24 protein-coding genes are annotated in these 26,379 nt (G+C 43.5%); 12 read left to right on the forward strand and 12 right to left on the reverse strand.

Annotated features, from left to right (window positions below; translation table 11 throughout):
* Positions 1–17: 17 nt before the first annotated feature.
* Positions 18–1,376 (reverse strand): histidine--tRNA ligase, encoded by a 1,359-nt coding sequence (gene hisS / locus DYADSP32_RS04495; RefSeq protein ID WP_149243840.1) that lies wholly within the window; start codon positions 1,374–1,376, stop codon positions 18–20.
* A 238-nt stretch (positions 1,377–1,614) separates the two neighbouring features.
* Between hisS and DYADSP32_RS04500 the strand changes: the two genes are divergently transcribed.
* Positions 1,615–1,764 carry a hypothetical protein gene (locus DYADSP32_RS04500; protein WP_414617514.1) on the forward strand — a complete coding sequence of 50 codons (150 nt, stop codon included), beginning with the start codon at positions 1,615–1,617 and terminating at the stop codon, positions 1,762–1,764.
* A 45-nt stretch (positions 1,765–1,809) separates the two neighbouring features.
* On the opposite strand, the gene DYADSP32_RS04505 is transcribed toward DYADSP32_RS04500, so the two are convergent.
* The gene (locus tag DYADSP32_RS04505) at positions 1,810–2,199 is read right to left on the reverse strand and encodes a hypothetical protein (protein ID WP_149243839.1); all 390 of its coding nucleotides are present in this window, start codon (positions 2,197–2,199) and stop codon (positions 1,810–1,812) included.
* A 234-nt stretch (positions 2,200–2,433) separates the two neighbouring features.
* Between DYADSP32_RS04505 and DYADSP32_RS04510 the strand changes: the two genes are divergently transcribed.
* On the forward strand, positions 2,434–3,204 hold the full coding sequence (locus DYADSP32_RS04510; protein ID WP_149243838.1) for a methyltransferase domain-containing protein: 771 nt from the start codon (positions 2,434–2,436) through the stop codon (positions 3,202–3,204).
* A 19-nt stretch (positions 3,205–3,223) separates the two neighbouring features.
* Here the strand turns inward: DYADSP32_RS04510 and DYADSP32_RS04515 are convergent, their stop codons facing one another.
* The 5 genes from DYADSP32_RS04515 to DYADSP32_RS04535 form a co-directional block, all read right to left on the reverse strand.
* Positions 3,224–4,234: a glycosyltransferase gene (locus DYADSP32_RS04515; protein ID WP_149243837.1), complete on the reverse strand. Its 1,011-nt coding sequence runs from the start codon at positions 4,232–4,234 to the stop codon at positions 3,224–3,226.
* Positions 4,235–4,256: 22 nt separating this feature from the next.
* Positions 4,257–5,555 carry a glutamate-1-semialdehyde 2,1-aminomutase gene (gene hemL / locus DYADSP32_RS04520; protein ID WP_149243836.1) on the reverse strand — a complete coding sequence of 433 codons (1,299 nt, stop codon included), beginning with the start codon at positions 5,553–5,555 and terminating at the stop codon, positions 4,257–4,259.
* 23 nt (positions 5,556–5,578) lie between these two features.
* Entirely contained in the window at positions 5,579–7,285 is a 1,707-nt protein-coding gene (locus DYADSP32_RS04525) for an ABC transporter substrate-binding protein (RefSeq protein WP_149243835.1), read from the reverse strand.
* Between the two features lie 116 nt (positions 7,286–7,401).
* Positions 7,402–9,225: a membrane protein insertase YidC gene (gene yidC, locus DYADSP32_RS04530; RefSeq protein ID WP_149243834.1), complete on the reverse strand. Its 1,824-nt coding sequence runs from the start codon at positions 9,223–9,225 to the stop codon at positions 7,402–7,404.
* A 99-nt stretch (positions 9,226–9,324) separates the two neighbouring features.
* On the reverse strand, positions 9,325–10,971 hold the full coding sequence (locus DYADSP32_RS04535; RefSeq protein ID WP_149243833.1) for a CTP synthase: 1,647 nt from the start codon (positions 10,969–10,971) through the stop codon (positions 9,325–9,327).
* Between the two features lie 311 nt (positions 10,972–11,282).
* On the opposite strand from DYADSP32_RS04535, the gene DYADSP32_RS04540 reads away from it, so the two are divergent.
* On the forward strand, positions 11,283–12,167 hold the full coding sequence (locus tag DYADSP32_RS04540) for a PIG-L family deacetylase (RefSeq protein ID WP_149243832.1): 885 nt from the start codon (positions 11,283–11,285) through the stop codon (positions 12,165–12,167).
* A 113-nt stretch (positions 12,168–12,280) separates the two neighbouring features.
* Here the strand turns inward: DYADSP32_RS04540 and nspC are convergent, their stop codons facing one another.
* Complete coding sequence (gene nspC / locus DYADSP32_RS04545; RefSeq protein ID WP_149243831.1) at positions 12,281–13,438, reverse strand: carboxynorspermidine decarboxylase; 1,158 nt, start codon at positions 13,436–13,438, stop codon at positions 12,281–12,283.
* Between the two features lie 157 nt (positions 13,439–13,595).
* Between nspC and DYADSP32_RS04550 the strand changes: the two genes are divergently transcribed.
* The 3 genes from DYADSP32_RS04550 (at position 13,596) to DYADSP32_RS04560 (ending at position 15,869) form a co-directional block, all read left to right on the forward strand.
* On the forward strand, positions 13,596–14,183 hold the full coding sequence (locus tag DYADSP32_RS04550; RefSeq protein ID WP_149243830.1) for a 3'-5' exonuclease: 588 nt from the start codon (positions 13,596–13,598) through the stop codon (positions 14,181–14,183).
* Between the two features lie 64 nt (positions 14,184–14,247).
* Entirely contained in the window at positions 14,248–15,129 is an 882-nt protein-coding gene (locus DYADSP32_RS04555; protein WP_149243829.1) for a bestrophin family ion channel, read from the forward strand.
* Positions 15,130–15,455: 326 nt separating this feature from the next.
* On the forward strand, positions 15,456–15,869 hold the full coding sequence (locus tag DYADSP32_RS04560) for a hypothetical protein (RefSeq protein WP_149243828.1): 414 nt from the start codon (positions 15,456–15,458) through the stop codon (positions 15,867–15,869).
* A 193-nt stretch (positions 15,870–16,062) separates the two neighbouring features.
* Here DYADSP32_RS04560 and DYADSP32_RS04565 read toward each other — a convergent pair whose 3' ends face one another.
* The 3 genes from DYADSP32_RS04565 to DYADSP32_RS04575 all read right to left on the reverse strand — a co-directional run bounded on the left by DYADSP32_RS04565 (position 16,063) and on the right by DYADSP32_RS04575 (position 19,270).
* Positions 16,063–16,683 carry a DUF6134 family protein gene (locus tag DYADSP32_RS04565; protein WP_149243827.1) on the reverse strand — a complete coding sequence of 207 codons (621 nt, stop codon included), beginning with the start codon at positions 16,681–16,683 and terminating at the stop codon, positions 16,063–16,065.
* 315 nt (positions 16,684–16,998) lie between these two features.
* A complete protein-coding gene (locus DYADSP32_RS04570) occupies positions 16,999–17,640 on the reverse strand; it encodes a hypothetical protein (protein WP_149243826.1) in 642 nt (213 codons plus the stop codon).
* Positions 17,641–17,728: 88 nt separating this feature from the next.
* The gene (locus tag DYADSP32_RS04575) at positions 17,729–19,270 is read right to left on the reverse strand and encodes a serine hydrolase domain-containing protein (RefSeq protein ID WP_414617515.1); all 1,542 of its coding nucleotides are present in this window, start codon (positions 19,268–19,270) and stop codon (positions 17,729–17,731) included.
* Between the two features lie 406 nt (positions 19,271–19,676).
* Between DYADSP32_RS04575 and DYADSP32_RS04580 the strand changes: the two genes are divergently transcribed.
* Positions 19,677–20,846 carry an MFS transporter gene (locus tag DYADSP32_RS04580; protein ID WP_149243824.1) on the forward strand — a complete coding sequence of 390 codons (1,170 nt, stop codon included), beginning with the start codon at positions 19,677–19,679 and terminating at the stop codon, positions 20,844–20,846.
* Between the two features lie 97 nt (positions 20,847–20,943).
* Here the strand turns inward: DYADSP32_RS04580 and DYADSP32_RS04585 are convergent, their stop codons facing one another.
* Positions 20,944–21,864, reverse strand: a complete 921-nt coding sequence (locus tag DYADSP32_RS04585) for a sugar phosphate isomerase/epimerase family protein (protein WP_149243823.1) — start codon at positions 21,862–21,864, stop codon at positions 20,944–20,946.
* A gap of 408 nt (positions 21,865–22,272) precedes the next feature.
* Between DYADSP32_RS04585 and DYADSP32_RS04590 the strand changes: the two genes are divergently transcribed.
* The 5 genes from DYADSP32_RS04590 to DYADSP32_RS04610 all read left to right on the forward strand — a co-directional run bounded on the left by DYADSP32_RS04590 (position 22,273) and on the right by DYADSP32_RS04610 (position 26,269).
* Positions 22,273–22,944 carry a hypothetical protein gene (locus DYADSP32_RS04590; RefSeq protein WP_149243822.1) on the forward strand — a complete coding sequence of 224 codons (672 nt, stop codon included), beginning with the start codon at positions 22,273–22,275 and terminating at the stop codon, positions 22,942–22,944.
* A 7-nt stretch (positions 22,945–22,951) separates the two neighbouring features.
* Positions 22,952–23,965, forward strand: a complete 1,014-nt coding sequence (locus DYADSP32_RS04595; protein WP_149243821.1) for a hypothetical protein — start codon at positions 22,952–22,954, stop codon at positions 23,963–23,965.
* Between the two features lie 44 nt (positions 23,966–24,009).
* The gene (locus tag DYADSP32_RS04600; RefSeq protein ID WP_149243820.1) at positions 24,010–25,032 is read left to right on the forward strand and encodes a hypothetical protein; all 1,023 of its coding nucleotides are present in this window, start codon (positions 24,010–24,012) and stop codon (positions 25,030–25,032) included.
* A gap of 89 nt (positions 25,033–25,121) precedes the next feature.
* Positions 25,122–25,622, forward strand: a complete 501-nt coding sequence (locus DYADSP32_RS04605) for a hypothetical protein (RefSeq protein WP_149243819.1) — start codon at positions 25,122–25,124, stop codon at positions 25,620–25,622.
* Positions 25,604–26,269 (forward strand): hypothetical protein, encoded by a 666-nt coding sequence (locus tag DYADSP32_RS04610; RefSeq protein ID WP_149243818.1) that lies wholly within the window; start codon positions 25,604–25,606, stop codon positions 26,267–26,269. The genes DYADSP32_RS04605 and DYADSP32_RS04610 overlap by 19 nt, the downstream gene beginning before the upstream one ends.
* The last annotated feature ends 110 nt before the right edge of the window (positions 26,270–26,379 follow it).

Here is a 26,379-nt window from a genome sequence, read left to right on the forward strand (position 1 = left end):
TAATTGGGTAATGTATGCTATTTCAAAATTTCGAGAATTTCCTCGATGCTTACTTTATGCTGCTCCCCGGTCTTCATATTCTTCAATGAAAAACGACCGGACTGAATTTCCTCTGAGCCGATCAGAATGACAAACGGAATATTCTTTCTGTCGGCATAATCCATCTGTTTTTTCAATTTGACCGGATCCGGATACATTTCTGCATTGATGCCTGCTCCCCGTAATTTCGGTAAAACAGAAAGACCAAAGTTAAAACCTTCCTCATCAAAGTTGGACAGCATCACTTTGGTACTGGTGCTTTGGTTTTCAGGAAACAAATTCAGTTCCTCCATCACATCGTAGATCCGATCCACACCCAGCGAGATGCCTACGCCTGACAAGCCGGGTACGCCAAAAGTACCTGTCAGATTATCGTACCGTCCCCCACCCGAGATACTGCCTATCTGCACATTATTGGCTTTCACCTCAAAAATAGCCCCTGTATAGTACGACAAACCGCGAGCAAGGGTCACGTCAAATTCAATTTTAGGACTTTCCAGGCCCAGACCATAGACCATCTGCCATACCTGCTCTAATTCCGAGATTCCTTTCAATGCAATTTCAGAACCAGCCAGCCAGTTTTTTAATTTTTCAAAAGGGTTAGGTTCGGATGAAAGTGTAAACAGAGGCTCAAGAAGATTTACGCTGTCAGAAGAAAAGCCTCGTTCCAGCAGTTCCTCAATAACCTTTTCCTTCCCGATCTTATCCAGCTTGTCTATCGCCACACACAATGGCCCCTCCATCCCTTCCGCACCGATGCGGTTGGAAATCCCGGTTAATATCTTTCTATTATTGACCTTAACGGTAAAGTCATGGATACCCAGTTGAGGTAAAATATCATGCAACAGCAAGACTATTTCTGCTTCACAAAGCAAGGATTCGGTACCCACCACATCTGCATCACACTGGTAAAACTCCCTATACCTGCCACGTTGCGGACGATCTGCCCGCCAGACGGGCTGAATTTGATAACGCTTGAAAGGCATTACCAAAGTGCCGCGATTCATCACTACGTAGCGGGCAAAAGGTACGGTAAGATCATATCGCAGTCCTTTCTCCGAAATTCTGGATGTTAAACGCTTGCTGCCTTCCTGCCAGTCGGCGCCGGTAAGTTTGCCGGCAAAATCTCCGGAGTTCAGTATTTTGAATAATAACTGGTCCCCTTCTTCGCCATATTTACCCATTAATACAGAAAGGTTTTCGAAGGCTGGCGTTTCTAATGGCTGAAAACCATAGCGTTGAAAGGACTTTCTGATAATATCGAATATGAAATTACGCTTTGCCATTTGTTCAGGGCCAAAGTCGCGTGTGCCCCGGGCAAGAGATGGTTTACTCATTTATTTCGTAAGAAAAATTTCAAAATGCTGTCCTGAAAGGGAAGTGTTAATAAAAACGACAATCAATCAGTTCCACCGGACAACGGCACCTTATAAATTAAATAGACCCTGTTTCGCTTTAAAAACGGGTTGAATGCACAAAGTTAGGTTAGGTTATGCAATATTTATGAGTGTTTTGTACATTATTTACACATAAATCACTAATTTTGCGGCTCTTTCACAAAACAATAAATTTAAAATGGGAGTTACGGAATTAAAACGTAAGGGTCGTAGAAATAAAGCAGTAGCAAATAATCGTACAGCTAAAATTAAGGATCTGTTACGCAAACCAGAGGTTCGGAATGTAGATGTTGAGGCTATTAAAGCGCAATTTGAAGCGAATAAATAATTATCAAAGCGCCTCTCCGATACGATGTTATCAAACAAGTCCCTGTCAATCTGTTTTGGTAGGGCTTTTTGTTTTTTTATCGGATTTTAAATGTTGGGAAAGCGTTTTCCGTACCGACTTGGTTTTAATGTTCCTCACCGCCTGTCGCAAACTGCGTCGGGTTTCGCGCCGAACATCCAGCAGTATCCGGAAACGAAGCGCTTCTCCAAACAAAACGATTCCGGCATTGATAAGCGCCAAGCTGTAAATCCCAAGCAAGACCCATACCTGTGTGGGTTCGCCGATTCGACGCTGATGTGCCGCCTCACTAAGAACGCAGAGCCCGAAACTGAACAGCAACAAGCCAACGGGAGCCAGAAGCATCCACTTGGTACGTGTCGACATTTTCTTAATCAGCTTCTGGCCGGGAGGCTTGGGATCAATGGTAGGGATCATATTAAATTCGCTTTTCTGCAATCTGTTCCTAAAATTATTAATTTTTAGGCAAACGACTTAATGAAAGGCTATGTTTCTGACGCAGGAGTAGGTAATCGACAAACCATCTGGTACCGTTTCGGTCGCAATTTGCATTTTCAATCCCTCAACGAGCGCATTGGAAAATACAAAATTGAAGTATAACGCACAAAGTCCACTGCTGAAGGCCCATAGCTAACAGCGAAATATCTGAATATGAAAGGCATAATAAGTCTGGTTTTAAGATATATTCCCCGCCCCTATCTGCAACTTGTCGGACACTGGGCTGCCCGGGGGTTGAGTATTTTCTATCTGGGTAAAAAGGTGGAATGCCCGGTATGCAATAGTCAGTACGATAAGTTTTTGCCGTATGGACGCAACACATCAAGTCGCGAGAATGCGCTCTGCCCTACCTGCCTGTCGCTGGAAAGACACCGGTTAATGGCATTGTATCTGAAGCGTAAAACGAATTTTTTTACTGCGGACCTTAAAGTACTCCATGTGGCGCCGGAGTATTGCTTTATCGATCGTTTTGAAAAAATGAAAAACCTTGACTATATCACTGCCGATATAGAATCACCTCTGGCTAAGGTGAAGATGGACATTCATGAAATTCCGTTTCCGGAAAACACGTTCGATGTGGCGTTTTGCAATCACGTGATGGAGCATGTGGATGATTATATTTTGGCCATGAGCGAGCTATACCGGGTTCTTAAACCTGGCGGTTGGGCGCTTATACAATCTCCGCAAGATTTAAAATACGCCCATACTTATGAAGACGCCTCCATTACGGATCCTGCGGAAAGAGAAAAGCATTTTCTACAAAACGACCATCTCCGGCTTTTTGGGCGAGATTACAGCCGGGAGCTAGAAAAAGGCGGCTTTACGGTTAAGGAAGATCGTTTCGTAATGGACGAACTCACCAAGGATGAAGTCAAACGCTACGCATTACCTTCTGAAGAAATTGTATATTTCTGTCAAAAATAGGCAGAACATTCCACATTGATCACGAAGGATATTCAATGGTCGCGCCGGTTTCCCGGTGCGATTTTTTTTCGCCAAGTCTTTTCAGCCCTTCCTGTAAAAAACCGATACCGTAACCAAAAAGTTGGACAAATGACGCTACCACACCAAGCAGAGCCACATGTATACTTTTTGTAGAACGTAAAGCATCGAAAAAAAGTAACGTGCTGTAAACAAAAAGAATGGCTAATCCGAGATAGAAAAAGGGCGAAAAAATAAAGTACCAGAAGGGTATACTGCACACACCCAGCGTAAACACGAACGGAAATGTGTGCACCAGTTTCAGCTCCTCCGGATAGAACCGTCCGATGTTAATCCGGGCCCTGCCAAAGAATTTCAGTTGCTTAAAAAACTGGCCAAACTGCGTTCGTCGCTTATGATAAATAAAAGCTTCAGGAATTAATACAGACCTGAATCCCTGACGAATCGCACCAATGCTGAAAAGAATATCCTCTCCCATTCTGGTTGTTTTAAAACCGCCTGTCTTTTCCCAAACCTCTCTCGACAAACCCATATTAAAACTTCTGGGATGAAATGTCCCGCCCATATTGCTCTTCTTACCACGAATGCCGCCGGTTGTAAATACAGAGGTCATGGCGTAACTGATCGCCTTCTGAATCGGAGAAAATGACGGATGATCGGTATCTGGTCCTCCGTACAGATCTGCGTAATCTCGGGTCAGTTCATCATCAACAATGGACAGGTAATCCGGCTCTATCAGTGCATCGGAATCGAACAGAATGAAGTAGTCGCCGGTAGCCCTTTCAAATCCATGGTTCCGGGCAAACCCCTGTCCCCCATTTTCTTTGAAATAATACCTGATATCCAGTTTATCACAAAACAATTCAACCACCTTATCTGCCTTCCTGGAAGACCCATCCTCTACAATGATCACCTCAAAGTTTACGAAGGTCTGCACAGATAGGCATTCAAGCAACTCCCGAAGCTCCTCAGGTCGGTTATATACAGGAATGATAATCGAATATTTTCTCATTGGGCCATTTGGAGTACAACCATTACGCTAATCCCAAAGCCACCTTAATAGACTCTTCGTTAGCCTCTATTACCTTCTCCAAATGTTGGTCCGTTAACGCTGTTGACAAAAACATACTTTCAAACTGTGACGGCCCCAGATAAATCCCACGGTCGAGCATGGCATGAAAATACTTACCAAATAACCCCAGATCAGAGGTTTTAGCAGAGGGCAAATCCGTTACCGGCTGATCCGTAAAGAACAAAGTGTACATCGAACCTATCTGGTTGATTGTATAATTCAGGCCCAGCTTATTGAGCGAGGCTGAAAAGCCGTTTCTTAATTTGCTGCCTGAAGCCTCCAGTTGCAAATAAACCTCGGGATGCTCATTTAAGTAGGTCAGCATGGTCATACCGGCTGCCATCGCAACGGGGTTTCCTGATAACGTACCAGCCTGATAAACGGGGCCCAGAGGCGATACCCAGTTCATAATCTCGGCCCTGCCCCCGTATGCCCCTACCGGCATACCGCCACCTATAATCTTACCCAATGTGGTCAGATCTGGTGTGACCCCAAATCGTTCCTGAGCGCCCCCACGCGATAACCTGAAGCCCGTCATTACTTCGTCAAAAATCAAAACGATACCTTCCTGATCACAAATGGTACGAAGCCCTTGTAAAAAACCCTCCGCAGGCAATACACAGCCCATATTACCAACCACCGGTTCCAGTATCAAGGCCGCTATATTCCCTCTGTTGCTATCCACCAGGGATTTTACCGACGCCAGATCATTAAAGGTTGCCGTCAAAGTGTCATTCGCAACCCCCTTGGTTACACCGGGGCTGTCCGGCGTACCAAACGTCATTGCACCGCTTCCGGCGGCAATGAGAAAGCTATCACCGTGGCCATGGTAACATCCTTCAAATTTTATGATCTTGTCCCGTCCAGTAAATCCTCTGGCCACACGAATTGCCGACATCGTTGCCTCCGTTCCTGAATTCACCATTCTCACCTTCTCAATGGAGGGCATCATGCTCACGATCAGTTCCGCAATCTCCACCTCCTTACGTGTGGGTGCACCAAACGAAAAAGAATTTTGTATCGCGTCTGAAACGTTTTTCTGGATCAGCTCATGTGCGTGCCCCAGAATCATGGGCCCCCACGAATTGATAAGCTCAATGTATTCGTTTCCGTCCTCGTCATAAACGTGGGCGCCTTTTGCAGACTTTATAAAGATAGGAGATCCTCCGACGCTTCGAAACGCTCTCACCGGTGAGTTTACACCACCTGGAATATATTGTTGGGCCTTTTGAAAAAGACTCTGACTTGTTGAAATATTCATTGAAATAAATTTACCCTGATGAACTATCTGATCGGAACCCACTTGAATCCGTTGTATTTTAAAATGGAAGGTATCTGGTTGTCATAAGATTTGGTATAATCGAAACCCGACAACAGATAATCTTCCCCGTCGTACTTTCTCTCCTCCAATCCTTTACTTAATTTTTCTTTGTATTTGGATAACATTCTGCCAAAAAAGAGCAACTGGTCGTATCCTAAATAGGAATAAACGGACGGAAATGAGTTGGTAAAATTCCAATAATCCCTCTGAAATTGCCTCACCTGTTCCTTTGCTTTATCTATATGATTGGTTTCTATTAAATATAGCCTTGAACCGTAACGGTTAAGACGGGTTTGCGTTAGGTTGAAGCTTGTGGCCGTGGCAATAACAGGTACAGTGAGTAATTTCCGACCATTCAGCACCTCCATCATCGCAATGCCAGCACCAGAATCAGAAGTAAACAAAGCGACATGCGAAGGTTTTTGGGCCTGGAATGTAGATAATTTGTTTTCCAGCCATTCACGATCAGCCTGTATCCTAAGCATCTCAACGATTTTTCCGCCTTTTGATTTCAATTCTGCGGCATAGGAAAAAGCCATGGCGGAGTCCTTGGTTGTCCCCCCGTAATAAATCGCAGCGGCGGCACCGGGCGCCACTCCCCTCATCCATTGAGCAGCCTTTTCCATTTGAAATGCTATCGACGGGTGGCCCAGATACATTTTTGTTGAATTTTTCACTAACGTTCCGTCGGTAGATAACGGATTCAGCATATACATCTTTGCAGACATGGCATACTCCGCAGCAATTTCAAAAGGCCCTTGATAAAGCGGCCCAATAACCAAATCGGATTGCTGGAACGCATTATCCGAGGTCACTTCATTCATTTGTTTATTTTCATTACTCACATCGTAAGACCATAACCTGACGTCAATACCTTCTGATTTCAATTTCGTCTTAGCTATTAGCAAGCCTAGGTAGTAATCGTACGCGAATTGGTTGGTTCTTCTTTTGGACACCAGGTATTCTTCTATACGAAAAGGGAGCAAAACGGATACGTTGAAGTACCCCTTGGTCCATTGATTGTCACGTTTGGCAACCGAAACTTTCGGTTGATTTTCTGATTTTGTATCCCCCTCTTTATCTAACTTAAATTGTTTGATCAACTGATCTGCATAACTGAGGTCTGTTGCAGATGGACGTGCGGATTTCTGAATAAACTGAACTACCGCAAGGGCAATCTCACGATCCTGAGGATACTGTTTCTGAAGATTGACCAGAGAGGCAAGATCGGAAACCCTGCTGAGATAAAAATGCTTCGTGGACTGAATGTCCATACTAAAAGACGAGTCTTTTATTTTGTCAAAATATTGAAAGCCTTCCTTCCACTGCCCGGTAGCGAGGCTGTTGGACGCTAAAAGATAATGCACATCATTCAGTTTATTCCAGCTTGGAAATCGGTTGATCAGCTGCAGCAACATCTGCTTACTCTCCTTGTACTTCCGGGCCTGATAAGCCGCCAGGGAATAATAATAATGGGCATATTCGGAATAGGAGTAAATAGACCCTGTACTCGTCAGAGGGAGCAGTTTCTCCATCGCAAGTGTATAGCGCCCCTGCTTGAAGTCATCCACACCTGCCTTAAATTTACTATCATACGAAGTATTTTGAGCAACTGAATTGATCCTTAGCCCGATAGTCAATATGACGGTAAACACAACATAAAATCTCATTGATCGTATTTCTATTTTAATAAAGGCCAAATTACGAAAACGGTTTTTAGGGAAAAAGAAACGGGCAACGTTTCACAAACGAAACATTGCCCAGGTTCAGTCATTTTTGCTTAACGCTATTTCTTCTTCGCACGCTTTTCGAGTTCGGCCTGCTTCTTCTTGGCTTCATCAGCAGCTTGAAGCGACTTTTCAAGGTACTTCTGAAATTTTGTCTGTTTTTTCTCACCACTGGCATTCTTAATCCGATTTTCATCCAGAATAGCCCTGATCTTATCTTCATTTACAAATTTCTTGATCAGCAGCTGCTGGGCAATTGTCACCACATTGGAAACAAAATAGTAAAATGTCAGACCAGCAGGAAAGGAATTAAGTACAAACATAAACATCAGCGGCATGATGTAACTTAACATCTTCATGTTCACAGGTCCAGGCTGTGTTGGCGTGATCTGGTTGTTGTAATAAGCATAACCAATACTGGATATGGTCATTAATATCGTAAACAAACTGATGTGATTGCCAATGCCAAAAGGAATGGTGAACGGCAGCTTTATGAACGAATCGTAGGTCGAAAGATCGCTTGCCCATAAGAAGTGCTGCTGCCTCAGCTCAATCAAATTCGGGAATAAGAAAAACAACGAGAACAAAATGGGCATAGTGGCCAGCACCGGAACACACCCGCTCAAAGGACTTACGCCAACCTGCTGATACAATTTCATTTGATCCTGCTGCTGCTTGGCCATATCATCAGGATTCTTCGCCTTTAATTCTTCCAGTTCCGGAGCCAGCAGCCTCATTTTAGCCATACTGATGTACGACTTATAAGTAAGCGGAGTCAGCAATGTTTTCACAAACAATACCAGACAGATAATTAGAAGACCGTAGTTCGATATAAACTTTTCAAGAAAATTGAAAAGCGGAACGAGTACGAATTTATTGATCGGTTTGAGGAAAGCATAACCCAAATATACATTCTGGTCGAAATTCTCAGCAGCTATATTCTTTACCAGATGGTAATCATTGGGTCCGAGGTAAAATTGATAGTTCGCCTCTCCCTTTTGCACCGCGGACATGGGTATAGCAGCTGCCACGTCCATCGTCTTCACAATAATGCTGTCGTTCGGATTTACATCCGCCTTCATTTCAAATTTATTGAACGGTTGCTTTTTGGCAATAAGGCCTGCCAAAAAGTACTTATGTTTCAGCGTAAACCATTTTACAGGTGCTTCAGCAGAGGCCGCTTCATTAGAGGTTGTGCTGGTTGCCAGACTGTTTAAATCATCCGTGTAGTAATTAATCGTCACCACTTCACGGTTTTTAGCCATGTCATTCTCCAGTTGCAGGAGATCATTACGCCAATTGAACAAGAGCGACTTGTCCCCCACGCTCATCCCATTCGCCTTGATACCGTAGTCTATCACATAGCCCGATCCGCGAACTACGTATGTCTGCTCTACGGATTGACCATTTTTGAGATCTACCTTATAGGATATCGTCACAGAATCTTTTTCTGAAAGAGACTGATCTTTATTCTCAGTTGAAAAATATAAGTTAGTCAGTTTTACATTTCCTGTCTGAGTTGGAAGCTCCAAATCAAACTCGTTGTGATTTTCAGCGATCAAATACAGTGGCTTCTGATCGTAGGTCTTGTACTTTTTAAGGCTTACTTCCTTTAGGATCCCACCTTTATTTGAAAAAACGATTTTGGCATCCACTGTTTCAATCACGAGATCCTGTTGTGCAACAGCAACTAATGACGAATCGCCATTGGGTGATAGTACCTGTAAAGAATCTGTCGAGGGATTGTTTTGTTCTGAGGGCCTCACAGCTTGCTTTTCTACCTGAGATACGGGAGTTGGTTCAACCGGCTGTGGAACCAGCATCTGATAACCAATCAACATCAGCATGATAAGAACCAGGCCGATTATAAAATTTTTATCCATTCTAAACTTAAAATAATTGAGATACTAAACCCCTAAGGGAGCGCAAAGGTAATAAGAATTTCCCTGATTGGGCTTTTATGAAATGATGAACGGGGAATATCAGGAAGCGACCGCTCTTTTTTCCAACGAATACGCCAGTGAGGCCTTGACAAAATTCACAAAAAGTGGATGCGGATTCATTACTGTACTTTTAAGCTCAGGATGGAACTGAACTCCCACATAGAACGGATGACCTTGCAGTTCGACCATTTCTACCAAACCGTTGTCCGGATTTATACCCGTCGCCAATAAGCCATTAGCCTCAAAATCCTTTAAATACTTGTTATTGAATTCGTATCGGTGACGGTGACGTTCGCTGATATTGATCTTTCCATAAATTTTGTTTGCCAGAGAATCCTTTCTCAGCTTGCAGGGATAGGCCCCCAGCCGCATCGTTCCCCCTTTATTGGATACGTCCTTTTGGTCTTCCATCAGGTGAATTACGGGATGATCTGTTGACGAATCCATCTCTATGGAATGAGCTCCCTCCCATCCGATCACATTTCTTGCAAATTCGATAACAGCCATTTGCATACCCAGACAAATCCCGAAAAAAGGAATGCCATTTTCTCTGACATACCTGATGGCTGAAATCTTTCCGTCAATGCCACGCTCTCCGAAACCCGGAGCAACCAAAACGCCATCCAGTTCAGATAGTTTTTCAGCTACATTGTCTTCGGTAAGGCTTTCAGAGTGAATCCATTCAATAGTAACCTTGCATTCATTGTATGATCCGGCGTGTATGAAAGATTCTACAATTGATTTGTAAGCGTCATGAAGTTCAACATACTTACCTACTAATCCAATTTTGATCGAATCCACAGGATTCTTCAGTTTTGACAAAAAAGTTTTCCATGCATCAAGGTCGACGTCCTGATCATTGTAGATACCCATCATGTACAATGCACGCTGGTCGAGCCGCTCTTTCAGCATCAGGAGAGGAACTGCATAGATGGTATCTGCATCCATAGCTTCAATGACCGAATTAACCTGTACGTTACAAAAAAGAGCTATTTTCTTTCTGATGTCCTGGGGTAAGGGGTGCTCGGTCCGGCATACGAGAATATCAGGTTGAATCCCTGATTCCTGTAACATGCGCACGGAGTGCTGTGTAGGTTTGGTTTTGAGTTCTCCTGCCGAATTGAGGTAAGGAATAAGGGTAAGATGGATGATCAGGGTGTCGTTCTTTTCAAACTCAAACTTTATCTGTCGCACCGCTTCCAGAAATGGTAACGATTCAATATCACCCACACAACCACCAATTTCGGTAATGACGATGTCGTACTCCCCTGTCTGACCCAAAAGAAGCATATTTCTTTTGAGCTCATCCGTAATGTGCGGAACAACCTGAACGGTCTTACCTAAAAAGTCCCCACGCCGCTCAGCGGTGATTACATTATGATAGATCCTCCCCGTTGTAACATTATTGGCCTGAGAGGTTTTCACGTTCAGGAACCGTTCATAATGCCCCAGATCAAGATCCGTCTCGGCACCGTCGTCCGTAACATAACATTCTCCATGCTCGTATGGATTCATTGTACCCGGATCAATATTCAGGTAGGGATCAAATTTTTGTATTGTAACTGAAAGTCCTCTGGCTTGCAGCAGTTTGGCTAGTGAGGAGGCAATAATTCCTTTGCCCAATGATGATGTAACTCCGCCCGTAACGAAAATGTACTTAGCGGTCCTGCGTGCTTTAGAAGCCATGAGACGTTGCTTTTTTTCTATGATTACGGGATACAAAGGTACAGGAAAATTGAATCCAAAAGTGTTGCGCTCAGGAAAAATTTGGCGCTTCGGCCGTAAGCAATTGGAAACCTAGACGATTAGGGGCATAAAAAAAATTCATTACGCCTTCCGGCACCATGAAGGAATCCCAGTTTCTCTGCATTTATTCCTATGTGCTCGTAAATTCAGTGCCAAAAATGAAGCGATGTAGTATGTCTACAGGCTTATTTACTTTACTGTTTAATACAATGTGGTAAAATCTGTATTTGATTAAACCTATATCCCTTGCTATGAAAACTGTACTTACACTTTTTCTTTTGCTTTCACTGGTTTCGTATACGTCGGCGCAAGAGGCAAAGCCGGTACGCGTGATTGTCTTCGGAGCACATCCCGACGATTGCGACCTTGGTGCGGGTGGTCTTGCCGCTCTTTACTCGTCTATGGGTCATAAGGTAAAATTTGTTTCGCTCACCAACGGTGACATGGGGCATCAGGAGATGGGTGGTGGGGAACTAGCTAACCGAAGGTTGAAAGAAGCAAAAGAAGCAGGCAAACGATTAGGCATTGAATATGATGTACTCGATAATCACGACGGAGAACTCCTGCCCACGCTCGAAAACAGGATGCAGGTTATACGAAAGATCAGAGAATGGCAGGCTGACCTGGTCATAGCACCACGAACCAACGACTACCACCCCGATCATCGAAACACGGGCATACTCGTACAGGATGCCGCCTATCTTGTCATCGTACCCAATATCCTTAGCAACGTACCGCCATTGACCAAAAACCCGGTATTCCTGTATTTCAGAGACCGCTTTCAGCGTCCCAATCCCTTCCGTCCCGATATTGCTATTGATATCACCAGCGTAATTGCTAACAAAGTGGATGAGCTTGACGCACACGTGTCGCAATTCTACGAATGGCTTCCCTGGACGAGTCAGGATCTGCAAAACGTACCAAAAGACTTAGCAGAAAGAAAAAAATGGCTCAGAACGGCTATCGAAAAGCGATCCTCGGTCACACCGGAAATTAGACTGGCATTAGACAAGTGGTATGGAACTGATAAAGCTTCCTCGATCAAACTGGTAGAGGTTTTCGAGATCTGTGAATATGGCAAACAACCCACCCAGGAGGATATTCGCACACTTTTCCCCATGCTTCCCAACCTCTGAAAGTTTTATTCTGCTTCTTCTAATAATACAAAAAAAGGTCAATCACATCGGGCAAATTTAACCACAATCGTGACCGTTCCTTATAAGAAAAGTCATATTTCCCATATCTCTTTCTAAGATAACCGGTCCTTAAAGCTTTCGTACCCAAAGGCTCTAAGCAACTCAAAATCCCCACTACTGTGCCGCATACCAATGGAAGGTAAATTAACACCGTTAAATGTTGTTGTTTTCACCATCGTGTAGTGTATCATATCCTCAAATATGATTAAATCCCCGATTTCCAATTCTTTACTAAAGGAATAATCCCCAATGTAGTCTCCCGCCAGACAGGTCATCCCTCCCATTCTGTACGTCGGCATACCCTCTACCGGTTCCTGCATAGCTCCTTTGATGGTGGGCTTGTATGGCATCTCTAGCGTGTCTGGCATGTGCGCCGCAAAAGAGGTATCCAGGATGGCAACATTAATGCCCTGGCTATCCATCACATCCAATACACGCGAAACCAATTCACCAGTACGCCAGGCAATCGCTGAACCAGGCTCGAGTATCACCTCCACATTATACTTTTCTCTGATCTTCAGAATCAGGTCTATCAGTTTGCCAGTATCGTACCCTTCACGCGTCATTAAATGCCCACCACCCATATTGAGCCATTTTGCCTGATGCAAAAGATCCGAAAACCGTGATTCCAGTGCGTGAAGGGTTCTTTCCAACGTAAAGGAATCATTCTCACAAAGCGTATGGAAGTGGATTCCTTCTATACCCTCCGGCAATAGATCCGGTAGCTTATCCCGCGTAACGCCAAGCCTTGACCCAGGAACACAAGGATTGTACATATCCGTAGCAACTTCCGAATATTGTGGGTTTACACGGATTCCGCAGGACAACTCACTGGCCGAGTTTACATTTGTAAATTCAGCCACCCGTTCCTTGAATCTTTCCCACTGTCCAAGGGAATTAAAAGTAAGATGGCTGCTCCTTTTCAAAACTTCATCGAACTCTGCATCAAGATAAGCAGGCATGTAGGTATGGGCTTTGACCCCCATATATTCATTGATAAGCCTTATTTCGTTCAATGAGCTCGCAGTAGCTCCACCCAGATATTCGTTAACGATTGGAAAAACACTGTACATGGAAAACCCTTTGAGTGCGAGAATAACCGTACACCCCGCAGCCTTTTGAACCCCATCTATAAGTTCCAGATTTTTCCTTAGAAGTGATTCGTCTAACACATAACACGGAGACGGTACACGGGCGTAGTCAATTGTCATTTTTAAAAGATCAAAGGATTATAAACGATATATTTTCTGACAACTTGGAAGTCACCCTTATCGGAAACGCTTTGTTTCCCTATTTTTGCACACAAAGTAAAAGATAGTGCATGGAAAATCCAGCAAATACGATCTTAATTTAACTACTGCAACAAATATGGCCTTTCTGGTTATAGATATTGAAATGACCGGACCAGAGCCGGGTTGGAACGAAATCATTCAAATCGGCGCTGAACTGTTTGACGATCAATGGCGCACCCTTGGTACATACCTTCAAAATGTGTACCCCGAAAACGAGGAAGCATTCACCGCAAAAGCGGAAGAAGTACACGGCCTTTCGCTGGATGACCTCCAGGATGCCCCCATGATCTACGATGTACTACCCGAATTCGAGAAATGGATCAAGAAACTCAATGCCGGAAAACCCAATCTTTCCAATGTAATTATCTGCGGACAGAGTGTTATTTACGACATCAATTTCTTACGCCACGCCTACCGAAACGAAAAACTCAACTGGCCTTTCTCCAATAAGATGATAGACCTGCACACCGTTTCCTATCTATTTTTCCAGATTTTGTCACGAAATGGTAAAACCACTCCGCGATCGCTGAGCCTGGGCACGGTTGCCGCTTTCTTTGGGTTCGAAAGAGAGGAAGAAACGCACAATGCATTAGAGGACGCACAGCTTACCGCAAAGTGTTTTAAGGAGTTTTTTAAACTGATTGATAACATTAAGCTAATTTAACTTAATCAATTAATTTACATATATAAATTATAAGCAAATTAACTATTGTAAACAACAAAATTGAATGGTCGATTACAATCCGAAGGAATGGTTTAAGTATATATTCTATTTTCCGAAGACCGATACCGCACGAAAGCTCACCCCGGCTATTATCGGGATAGGTGTTTATGCTGCCGTACTCGCCTATCTCATACTGATCTACTGGAAAGTTGGAGAAAATACAGATCTCAAAAATATCTCTCTCATGCATTCCCTCCTTGGGTTTGTGATCTCGATGCTTTTGGTATTCAGAACCAACACAGCCTATGATCGCTGGTGGGAAGGAAGAAAGCAGTGGGGAGCTCTGATGAACTCCAGCAGAAACCTTGCGCTAAAAATGGATAGCTTATTGGGTAAAAATCTTGTGCATGAGCGGGATTTTTACAGGGAAATGATTCCCAACTACGCCCTCTCACTTAAAAACCACCTGCGCGGAAAATACATAGCCAAGGATTTTACGGATACAAAGCTCTATCAAAAGAATGCACTTAACCCGGCAGAACACGTTCCCAACCAGGTAGCTTCCGCCATATTTGCCAAGACGATTGAATTACAACGCAATGAGGTTTTTTCACCTCATGAAGTGTGGTTGGTGAATGCTGAACTGGAATCATTTGCCAACATTTGTGGCGCCTGCGAACGTATTAAGAATACACCCATCCCCCTTTCTTACAGCTCCTTTATAAAAAAGTTTATCTTTATATACTGCCTGACGTTACCAATCGGTTACATTTTCAGCCTGCATTTCCTGATTATCCCGTTCGTAATGTTTGTCTTCTACATCCTGGCGGGGTTAGAAGTAATCGCAGAAGAAATAGAAGATCCCTTTGGTGAGGACTCTAACGACTTGCCAGTCGATCGTATTTGCAAGGGAATATACACTTCGACGCATGAGCTGATTAAATGACGATTTCAGATAGTTTGACCGGTATTTAGCATTCAAATCTTAGAAAGTCATTAAAATTTCAAAATTTTTCATTTTTTTCTCAAGATGGCCGAAAATGGTATTTTAGACAAAAGTCAGACATTTTTCCTAAACTAGCTTTTTCTTAAAACGCGTTTAATCAAAAAATACAAAAACCTCTAATACTTCCCATCAAATTCAACCTGAAAATTGCAAAAATCTCAATTTTGACTTAAAAAGGCATAGTTTTTAGAAACAAAAAAAAGGTGTTTCTTGCATATACCTCAAAGAGGGATGGTTATTTTATTATAACATAAACGACTATAATTATGAAAAAGCTAGCAGTTTTAGGCTGTATATTTATCACAGGATTATTTATTTCCAATATAACTAATGCTCAGTCCCGCTCAAATGTTGACGCCGGGATTTCTACACATAATTACAAACACCCGAATAAAGCGGCCCAGGCGAAAAGCCAAAGTGAAAATGCGATACGGGTACCAAGTATGCAGACTGTGGATCGCTATTCCAAAATGCGTCAGAATGGTGGGGTTATCTCATCAACGCCCAAATATGCACCAAGGCCAGCAACACTTGTTGTGACCCGTACTTATGAGGCGGAGAAAGTGGATATCAATCCTTTGATTTCACCAAGAAACTACAAAACGCCTTTTTCGACAGAAACGAAAAACGTGGAAATTGCCGCTCAGTCAGCCGACTCGATTTATCCGAATCAGGACTAAGCTACAGTAAATTGTAAAAGTAGAACGCCGGGCCCCTTGGGAACCCGGCGTTCTGTTTTTGACACCATTTAAATATCCCTAATTCTTTGTAGGACTAATCCTGATGGTACCAAGCTTCCTCACCTACCAAAGGGGAAACAAGTCAACAAATCATTTTAAAGAATTCCGGCAGCCGAAAGAAACCCCTTCCTCACTACTTTCCACCATGGGGTTTATCGTTTAAAACAATCCTTAATTTAAAACCTGCCAGGTCCGTCTTCACCTCTTTACACTGCCCATTTTTGTAGGAATAAATCCCCTCTTTTCCATCGGGCAAAGTGACCCCGTATTTCCCTTCTGAAATTTTCTTTAAACTGCACATTTGACCAAAACGTTCTGAATAAACCTCTTTCACATTAACAGGCTCCTTGTAATAAAGGCCAGTGATGGTACTGCTGATATGAAAATTCAGATCCTTTTTATCAATTTTGGGCGCATCTTCACCAGAAAACAACACCTGATACAAGGGGTTGACCGTGCTTTTGGTTTGTGTTTTTTCTTTAAGATCCCCATTGACGTAATGGGAAGCAACCGACCCCAGCAGGCGACCGTTAGCGTAGTTACTCTGAATCGAATATTTGCCCGAATAAAACAAGAACTTGAAATCCGATTCTATCCGATGCGTTTCAACGCTATTCTTTAATTCGTAATTGTACACTTTCAAAGAACCTACGGTCCGACCTGCGACGATGACGGTGTACAAGCTGGTTTGCGCGTTTCCAACAGAGGCAACGCCCAATAAGAGCATAATACCATACGATTTCAATATTCTCATTTCAAGGTTTTTACATGTTACAGTTGAGTATCAAAAACGATGCCGGGCAAGGATGATGTTCCGAAATGCTCCCTTACAACCCCAATTTAAAGTCTATTTCGCTGTTATATACTCAACGATATGTAAGCGGATGTACCCATGCTAAACTCACATCGGGCAAAAAAATATGATCCGTGTACTTTTAAAATGATTGGAACCTGAAATTCAAAACTAAAAATCCCTTAGATAATTTAACACTGTTAATCTTTACACATTGTCTTCCACCTAATACGTCTCTGATTTCCAGTGTACATTATATGGAATAAATTTAGTCGATTAAAACTTACCAAATTTTAAGGTCAGATTGTAAGAAATATTACTCAAGTCTGAATCGGATAATCCATTTCCAGAGGCACCAAAAGCCCTTCGGTAAGAGACGCCCGGACTAAATCGCATCCATTTGAATAAATTAAACTCTATCTGAACGCCGGGTTCCATCACAAAGAAAAAGTTAGGATTTTCGTCCTTGTCATCATCCCAATGGTCAAAATCCCAGTCGTCAAATTCGTTTCGGTCATATTGAAGTGTGAAACCTGTACCGGTCAGAAGATTAAGATTTACATGAACCTTCCTGGTGGATGCGACGACGTACTCGGTCATGAGTCCTGCCTGACCATACTGATAGGTCATTTTATTGGCTGGAAACTGGCTCACCAACGAAGGTACGGGAATATAGTTGGTTGTAGCAGCTACTCCAAGCCCAATCATCCACTTTTGATTAACAAACCAGCCGCCATAGATCCCCGGCATGTTGGCGTAGCTACCATTAATTGTGGTGAATTTGTTGCTAATGGCTGCATAGCCACCAGAGGATCTAACGTTTGAGTTTTTGAAGATTGTCTGATTCTCCTGGGCAACAGCACCATTGATAGCCAACAATTGTACCATAACCAGCAGACCTAAGAGATGTTTTTTCATGATATATGCGTTTCGTTTCATCTCAGACAATCCTAAAAGCACTTTCCCCTATTGGCACCAAATGCTATTTGGTCACGGGCTCACTCCTTTAAGGAATAAAACTAATATCCAGCTGCTGTATCAGGGCATCATGCTCGGGCGTAAGCGTGAGATACACCTTAATTCTGCCCTTCCGGCCATTGAGGGTAAAATACCCACGTAACTGGTTCTCAGCTGAAAATGCCGACACACTTTCAATAACCCCCACCTTTGCAAAAACTGCATCCGATTCACGTTTACGATGATCCAGGGAACGATCCGGGAAAAAATTTTCAGCAAAAATTCCGCTGGCTTCTGCTCCCTGCCATTCCGGGAGTAGTTTCACCAGCTGATTTTTACGTGTATTGAGAATTTCCGAAACAGCAATTATCTTGGGCCTTAGGGCAGCAAGGGAGATAATTGTATCCAGCACTTCTGTATTTATCGTGGCCATTCCAGCGTAGGTACGGTTGGCAAATGCGATAATCCCGATCCCATAATCGGGCAATATTTGCCACTGGCTGCCAAATCCCGGCAAGCCTCCTGTATGGCCTACGCCTACTCTGCCTTCGCAATCTTTGCTCCATCTCAGGCCATACCCGTATGCCGAACTCATGGCACATTCACGTCCACCGGGATATTTGAATTTGGCATTCAGGTTATTGAAATTCCACGGCTGATGCATCTCACGAAGATCACTTCGGGTAACCGGCCCCAAGTCGGTTCCAGAGTGCGCCGGCCATGCAGAAAGATGAAAGGCTACGTATTTGCTAAAATCGTCAATAGAAGTGATCAGCCCTCCCATGGCCCCATAAGTACCATCATGCTCCAATTCTTCTTCCTTCCATATTCCATCTTCAAAACGATAGCCGTGTGCGAGCAAATCCTTGGGCGCCTCGGTATACTCCCAAATGGTGTGATTCATTCCCAGAGGTTTGAAAATAGCTTCATTAATGTACTTCTGATAAGGCTTTCCGGAAACATTTGTAATGATTCGCCCAAGAATGGCATAACCGAGATTACTGTATTCATAGGCCACCCCCGGTACGTTAGAAAACGAAATACCCTTTCTGATCAGGGCTAGTAAATCCTCGTCACGGGTATCCAGCTGCCGGTCGCCCCAGGGATTATCTTCCGGAAAACCAGCCATGTGTGTCATCAGGTGGCGGATGGTTATCGGTGGTGCATCAGAAGTGAGTGATGGCATATTCCTCAATTCGGGAACATACAAAAAAGCGGGATCATCAACTTTAAGCTTGCCCTCCTTTCGCAATGCCAGAATACCCATGGCGGTAACACTCTTTGACATAGAGGCAATTCGAAACATGGACTGCGACGACGATCGGACAGCAGATTTGAGGTCACTCATCCCAAAGCCTCCGGAATACAAAAGCTTCCCATCCACCACCAACCCGAATGCAAGACCCGGGAAATGATTTTTTTCCGCATAGGCCTGATATCGTTTTGCGACAATAGGAAGAGTCGCCATAATCCTGGCCTCTTTCTCCGAATCATACCCTTGCCCAAACGACGAAAGGTGACAAACTGTTAAAACTAAAATGATGGTACAAATTTTCATAACCAGGGCTGGACGAATTCTTGGGGTATACATTCAAATTTATTCATTTAAATCGATTTTGCTAATGTCAGGCTACGGTTCGCATGACGAACAGCAGAAGATAGAGCCGGTACGTTGGGAAAGGCATAATAAAAACCTTCGACAAGAATGCTGTTTCAGTACCACAAAACCTCCCGGTGCCCGCATTCTCGAAAATCTACCGGAACAAATCTTCACATTCTTAAAAATATGCAATAAGTACTTTTTAATCTTATTTAAAAAGTACAATTTTTGTGAATTAAATCCAGTACCAATCCGTTAATATTGCATCTGAATAGCATATGTAAATTTAACGGTACATTTTTCGCGTTATTCACACAGGATTTAATATTAAAAAAATCATATAATATAAAACAAGATTACCAGTCAGTTACATCAGCTGTCTAACATGACAAAAGTTATGAATTACTCCATATTTGCGCCAACTCAGTCCGACTCCAGAAAGTACCTTAGAATGGCTGTTGCCGCGTTCTTTTTCGTACAAGGATTGAGCTTTGCTGCCTGGGCAAGTCGTATTCCCGACATTAAAAACATGCTTCACCTCACCGAGGGCGGGCTTGGAACTGTTCTTTTAGCGCTGCCCATTGGCCTGATGGCTAGTTTACCCATTTCCGGATGGATGGTGACACACTACGGCAGTAAAAAAATGGTTCTGATCGGAGCGATTCTCTATGCCACCACACTGGTATTCATCGGCTTCGCATCCAGGACGGAACACCTGGTTATTGCGTTGTTTGCTTTTGGACTTTGGGGAAACCTTACAAATATTGCGATAAACACGCAAGCAGTCGCTGTTGAACAGATTTACAGAAAATCGATCATGGCCTCATTTCATGGTCTGTGGAGCCTTGCGGGTTTTATAAGCGCCATGATAGGTTCTGTATTTATTTCTGCCAGCATTTCTCCCAAAATTCATTTCAGCGCCATCGCCATCATTGCTTTCGCCGTCATATTCACTGCTTATAAGCATACCATGGCTGACAGTGATAAAAGTCAGGACGACGCGCAACCCATGTTTGTGAAGCCCGATCGCGACCTGCTGACGCTTGGCCTCATCGGCTTTTGTGCGATGGTCTGCGAGGGTGCAATGTTCGATTGGAGCGGTGTCTATTTTCAGGAAGCGGTAAAGGTCCCTGCCGCCATGACCACCCTTGGCTACGTATCCTTTATGGGCACCATGACAGGCGGAAGATTCGCTGGTGACTGGCTTGCCAATAGAATCGGGAGAAAGAAAATGCTTCAGGCCAGTGGCATCCTGATGGGATCGGGCCTGCTGATTTCCGTCCTGTTCCCCTATCTGATCACAGCAACTTTCGGGTTTCTTCTGGTGGGATTTGGGGTCTCGTCAGTGGTACCGCTGGTGTACAGTGCCGCGGGAAGATCCACAACGATGTCTGCCGGTATGGCACTGGCCGCTGTATCTTCCATCAGCTTCATCGGTTTTTTAATTGGCCCTCCGTTGATCGGTATTGTGGCCCAGTTTGCCGATCTGCGCTGGTCGTTTGCTATTGTAGGCCTTCTTGCTTCCATGACTGCCATATTAAGTTCAAAAGCCAAGTTGATCCAATAGGTAAACCAGGACTAAGTTTTTTACGCTGGACAGGACTACGCTCAGGTAGTCCTGTCTTGTTTTATGACAGCATTGTGACTCAATGTAAAGTGGCGTATTAGCCTAAAAACTGCCTGAGATAATTTCGGCTTGTCAATATTGCGCTGGTCACATCTGTAATATTACCTTCATAAGCCTTGTCCTCCACCTCAATGACGACCGGTCCGCGATACCGAACATCAGTCAAAGCCGCGAAAAAGCCCCTCCAGTTTACATCTCCCAACCCAGGTAGCTTCGGCGAATGGTATTCCAGCGGATTGGCCAGGATTCCTACCCTGTCCAATTTATCTTTATAAACCCTTACATCCTTGAGATGAATATGGTGCAGGCGTTCCTTATAATTATAAATTGGCTTCACTTCATCCATCATCTGCCAGATCATATGCGAAGGATCATAGTTCAAGCCCAGGATACGGCTTGGTATTATCTCGAACATCCGATCCCACACCGAAGGACTGATTGCCAGATTCTTACCTCCCGGCCATTCATCATCAGTAAAAAACATAGGGCAGTTTTCAATACCTATCTTTACGTTACATTCCTCTGCCACTTTCACGATGCCCGGCCAGATTTCCGCAAAGGTCTTTAAATTGTCCTTAATACTTTTGGATGGATCGCGACCAATAAAGGTGTTTACAACCGGCACGCCGAGCTTCGCTGCTCCCCGAATGACCTGCTTGATGTGCTCCACATAAAACGCGGACCGACCCGGGTCAGGATCCATGGGGTTAGGGTAATAGCCAAGGGCTGAAATAGAGACATGGGCTTCTTTCAGCGCGTACCTGATCTCTGCTATCTTCTTCTCAGACAGGCTATTTACATCGATATGTGTTACGCCTGCATATCTGCGGTTATCAGCATTATCCAAGGGCCAGCACATTACTTCAATGCACTCAAAACCATGCGTGCCCGCAAACCGAACCACATGTTCAAATCCAAAATCCGCCAGAATGGCGCTAACAAAACCTAATTTTAGCATAGCAAATAGAATACGTTGTAATCAAAAATATAACGGCCTTCGCTCAGGAAATCATCTGGCGGTGAAGTTAAACATATCCGGCCAATTGGTTTAAGACATTGCTCATCTAAAATAATGATTGGCCAGTTATAAACACAAATCCCTCTCAGTTCCAGACGCACACGATTCATTTGCGATATTTCAAAAAAAGCAACCTGAACTGCACACTTCACACTTGCGCCTGCCACATAATAAAATTCATCAACAATATTGCCCTATCCATCCTGCCAGGCTACCATTTGTAACTATCCTCCATCAATAATTCTCTCGAATAGTAGTAATATTGATATAAGAAAGGCATCAGTCAACGCTTATACATTCAAGCGATTTTGTTGAATTTTCTATAACTTAAACATTCATTTCGTACACATGGCAGATTCAGAACCAGGGATAGGACGAAAAATACTCAGTTTTTTCATCAATGAAAATACTGAATCGGAAAAGCCGTCGACTGTATCGACGCCCGCTCCGGCAGCAGTAGCTCCCAAGACTACCGTACCCAATGTGGCAGGTACCGCAGATGTTGACCGCAAATTCGTTGAACATTTTGTCGATCTGCTTGAAAAAGCCAATTTACCGGGACCGGATTACTTTGAATACAAACAAGCGCTTCAGAGCATGGAAGGATTAGGGCTCGGAGAAGAAAAGCAATTTCAGGCCGCATGGGCTAGTTTTAAAGCAATGGGAGGTGCTAAGGATACAAATATTCTCAGGACTTCGGCTGAACAATACCTGGGAATACTGGATAAAGACCGTACGTCTTTTCTCAAAGATGTAGATGTGGCAATAAAAAATCGGGTAGGTTCCTTACATGACGAGCTAAAAAAACTGGAAGAAAACAATACAGCATTTACGCAACAGATTGCCGAGTTACAGAAGAAAATAGACGACAACAAAAATCGTCTCGGTCAAATTTCTGGTGAGATATCGGAACAAAGTGCCAAGATTAACGCGAATAAAGAAAGTTTCGAAGTCACTATGAATAGTTTCGTTGAACAAATTAAATCAGACCTTAACAAGATCAATCAATACCTTAAATAATTAAACTATGGCAACACCAGATTTTTCTCAAATCGGCGGCTCGCAGGAGGATCAGTCCAAACGCTCCTACTGGAGCAAGCCGGAGGGAATTACTTCTTTACTTTTCCTGGGTGCGGCTGGGGCTGCGGCGTTATATTACTGGAATAAACTAGCCGCATTTCTCATTGAAGTTACCCAAAACACGCTGTATCTGGGATTTCTGATGGCCATTCTGGCCGTGGTAGTCTTTCTCTTCACGAGCAAAGACGTCCGTACGGCGGTATTTTTCCTGTTCAAAACCCTGATGCGAAAAATAACAGGATTGATAATCAAGCTTGATCCTATCGCCATTATGAAAATCTATATTGAGGATTTGAAGGAGAAGCGTGAAAAAATGCAGGGACAGATTAACATTCTGGCAGGTCAATTGGTAAAACTAAACCGGAATATCAACGAAAATAATGAGCAGATAAAACAGAAATTTGCCGAAGCCAACAAGGCCACTCAAATGAGTGACCGCCCCGGAATGAAGGAAACCGCCTCATTGGCCACCATCGAAGGGGCCGGCTTGCAGGAAATGAATGAAAAGCTATTCCCATTGCAGCGTAATATGAAAACGGTCCTCGAATTCATGGAAAAGGTAAATACGAGCGCTGATTACATTATTAAAGAAACAGAGATCAAGGTTAAGCTCAAAGAAGCAGAATATAAAATTGTAAAGGAAAGCTCGAACGCGCTGCGCACGGCAGTTAGCATCTTTAAAGGGAATCCTGACAAAAAGTTTTATTTCGACGAATCCATGGAATACATCCAGGACGATATGAGTATGAAACTGGGAGAAATGAAGCGAGCTATGGATTTGTCGATGGATTTCATCAATGGAGTAGATGTTCAAAATGGCCTGCTATCGGATAAAGGTCAAGCCATGCTGGAAGCCTACAACCATGGCGAGTTCAAACTGATCAGCCTGGATGCGCCTACGCCGGGGACACGGAAAATAGACCCGCCGAAGGACTCCAACTACAAGGGCCTTCTCGACTAAATAAATCACTTTCTATTATTTTAAATTTATTAACCCCAATTTTCATGAAAAGACTTACAGTAGCAGGACGACTTCTCATTACCGCCTTAGTTTTGGGAGCCATATTTGTTGGTTATAAATATTTTGGTGGACAAAAAGCACTGGACAAACTCGCTCAGGATCAAGCAATATCCACTCAGACGGACGCTACAAACGCCCCGGAGTCCTTGGAGACAAACAGCACCACTTCAACGGATTCGGAAGCTTCCGACCCCGGCCAGTCAACACCATTCAACTACACTGCGCCGACTCCCGTCGATGGCAAGTTAAAGGGTGTGGTTGAACTTGGTGCAAGTGGATTCAATTCCTTTATCATTAAAGTGGATAAGCAAAAAAGATGGAGCCTCGAGAAATCGGAATTCGGTAACAGCCTTGTGACTGAGAACATGGCCACCGATGAAGATGTAAGGATCGGTTTGAAAAAGTACATCGGCTCTATGCTTGACTATGGCGTAAGTGGAAAAGAGATTCATTTTGTGGTAAGTTCGGGCGCTGCCAAAGCAGAAGTAACACAGAAAATCACCAAAGCGTTGAAATCTTTGAATTACGTGGTAAATCAGGTTACACCTGAACAGGAAGGTCAGCTTGCCCTAAAATCTGTTTTGCCTGCGGAGTACCAGGATAAGGCTTTTGTGGTGGATATAGGTTCAGGAAATACCAAAATATCGTGGCATGAAGGAGGTAAAGTAACCGCGTTGGAATCCTACGGTGCAAAATATTTTCAGGAAGGCACAGATGATAGCAAGGTGTATCAGGAAGTAAGTGCCAAAGCAAAACAGATTCCATCTGAACTCAGAAATACCTGCTTCATCATCGGAGGCGTACCTTTCGAAATGGCAAAAGAGGTGCGTAAGGGTAAAGAAAGATATACAACTTTAAGTGCTCCATTGGCTTATTCTAAACTTACAAATGCAAAATCCAAGGCGGGTGTTAACATTTATAAAGCAGTTACAGACGCCACTGGCTGCAAACAGTTTGTGTTTGACTGGGACGCAAACTTTACCATTGGATTTTTATTAGGACTTTAAACCAGGGAGGAAAGGGAGAAAGGAGAATGGAGTAAGAGGCGACCGATGCCATTTCCATTTTCCTTTCTTCCTCCTCCCTGCTCCTTTTTATGACACTCTCTCAACTATTTGCTTCAATTTCGCAAAATCCGTGGCAGCTGGCTTCGGTTTTTATGCTTATGCCGGTCATTGCCTGGTTAGTGGGTATCCTGGCCCATGGGAGCCGGGATGTGAAATTTTGGAGTTACGTATTTGCTGTTCTGGTTTACGCCACTTGCATACCGGGAATATTTTCGGTTTGCCTCAATATTTACCTTTTTCTTTTTGAAAGGCAGAGCATATGGCAGGCCAATATCGTTTTGCAGTTTTTGCCAATGATTTCGATGGCGCTTACCCTGATGATTATCAAAAGTAAGATCCCATTCTCACTCATTCCCGGATTTGGCAAAATTTCCGGTTTTCTAACGTTGATTTTTTTTCTAATCGGTGTCATGTGGTTTTTGGACAGAATCCACTTAGTAGCATTTACTTACGTTCCATTTTCTATCATTTTGGGCGGATTTATTCTCACTTTACTGGCTATTAGATTTGCATGGAGCAAATTGTTCTGAACCATACCTCGTATATTCAAATCTGCGTCACTGACGAGCAGAAGATTTTTGCCCGTCAATTGGTGGAACATTCCCTTCGGCACCATCATGTTTCCAATATCTGGGACAATCAGGAAAGTAAACTTTCTCAGACACGCATGATGCGTTTTACCGGAAGCCTTGGTGAGATTGTCTTTGCCGATTGCTATCATCTCCCCCGCCCCACCCGATCCTTCGGCGCCGTTGACGGTCAGGACTGGGGTGAAGATTTTTTGATTAAATCTCAAAGTGAGATTTTTTCGGTTGATATCAAATCCATGAAACGCAGGTCTGGAGAATTGGCACAAAACTTCGTACTGAATATTCCCGCCTCCCAACTTCACAAACCAAAATCTAAAACATCCCACTATTTCTGTATTTCCTTTCATCAGTCGGAAACCGACGGAACCATTGCTTCCCTGCTTGGATTTATTGACAAGGCATTCCTGGAAAACGGTGAAGTTGGGAAACTATACACAGCCGGAACCAAACGAATCAGAAGTGACAACACCACATTCACATTTCACCAAAACACGTACGAAATTCTCTTTGCAGATATAGATCCTCCGGTACTGACCGATCACATCAGAGGCCTGAAAGGGTTTCGGGTGTGTAATTTGCGAAAGTGAATTTGATAAACACATGTGTATTAATGTTAAATAAGACTATTCCGGATCATCTTTGTATAATTAACCAGACAACGCCTCAAGTCAACAGAAGACTTTTGTGAAAGTTCTCT

The sequence above is a fragment of the Dyadobacter sp. 32 genome (assembly GCF_902506755.1).
GTDB lineage: Bacteria > Bacteroidota > Bacteroidia > Cytophagales > Spirosomataceae > Dyadobacter.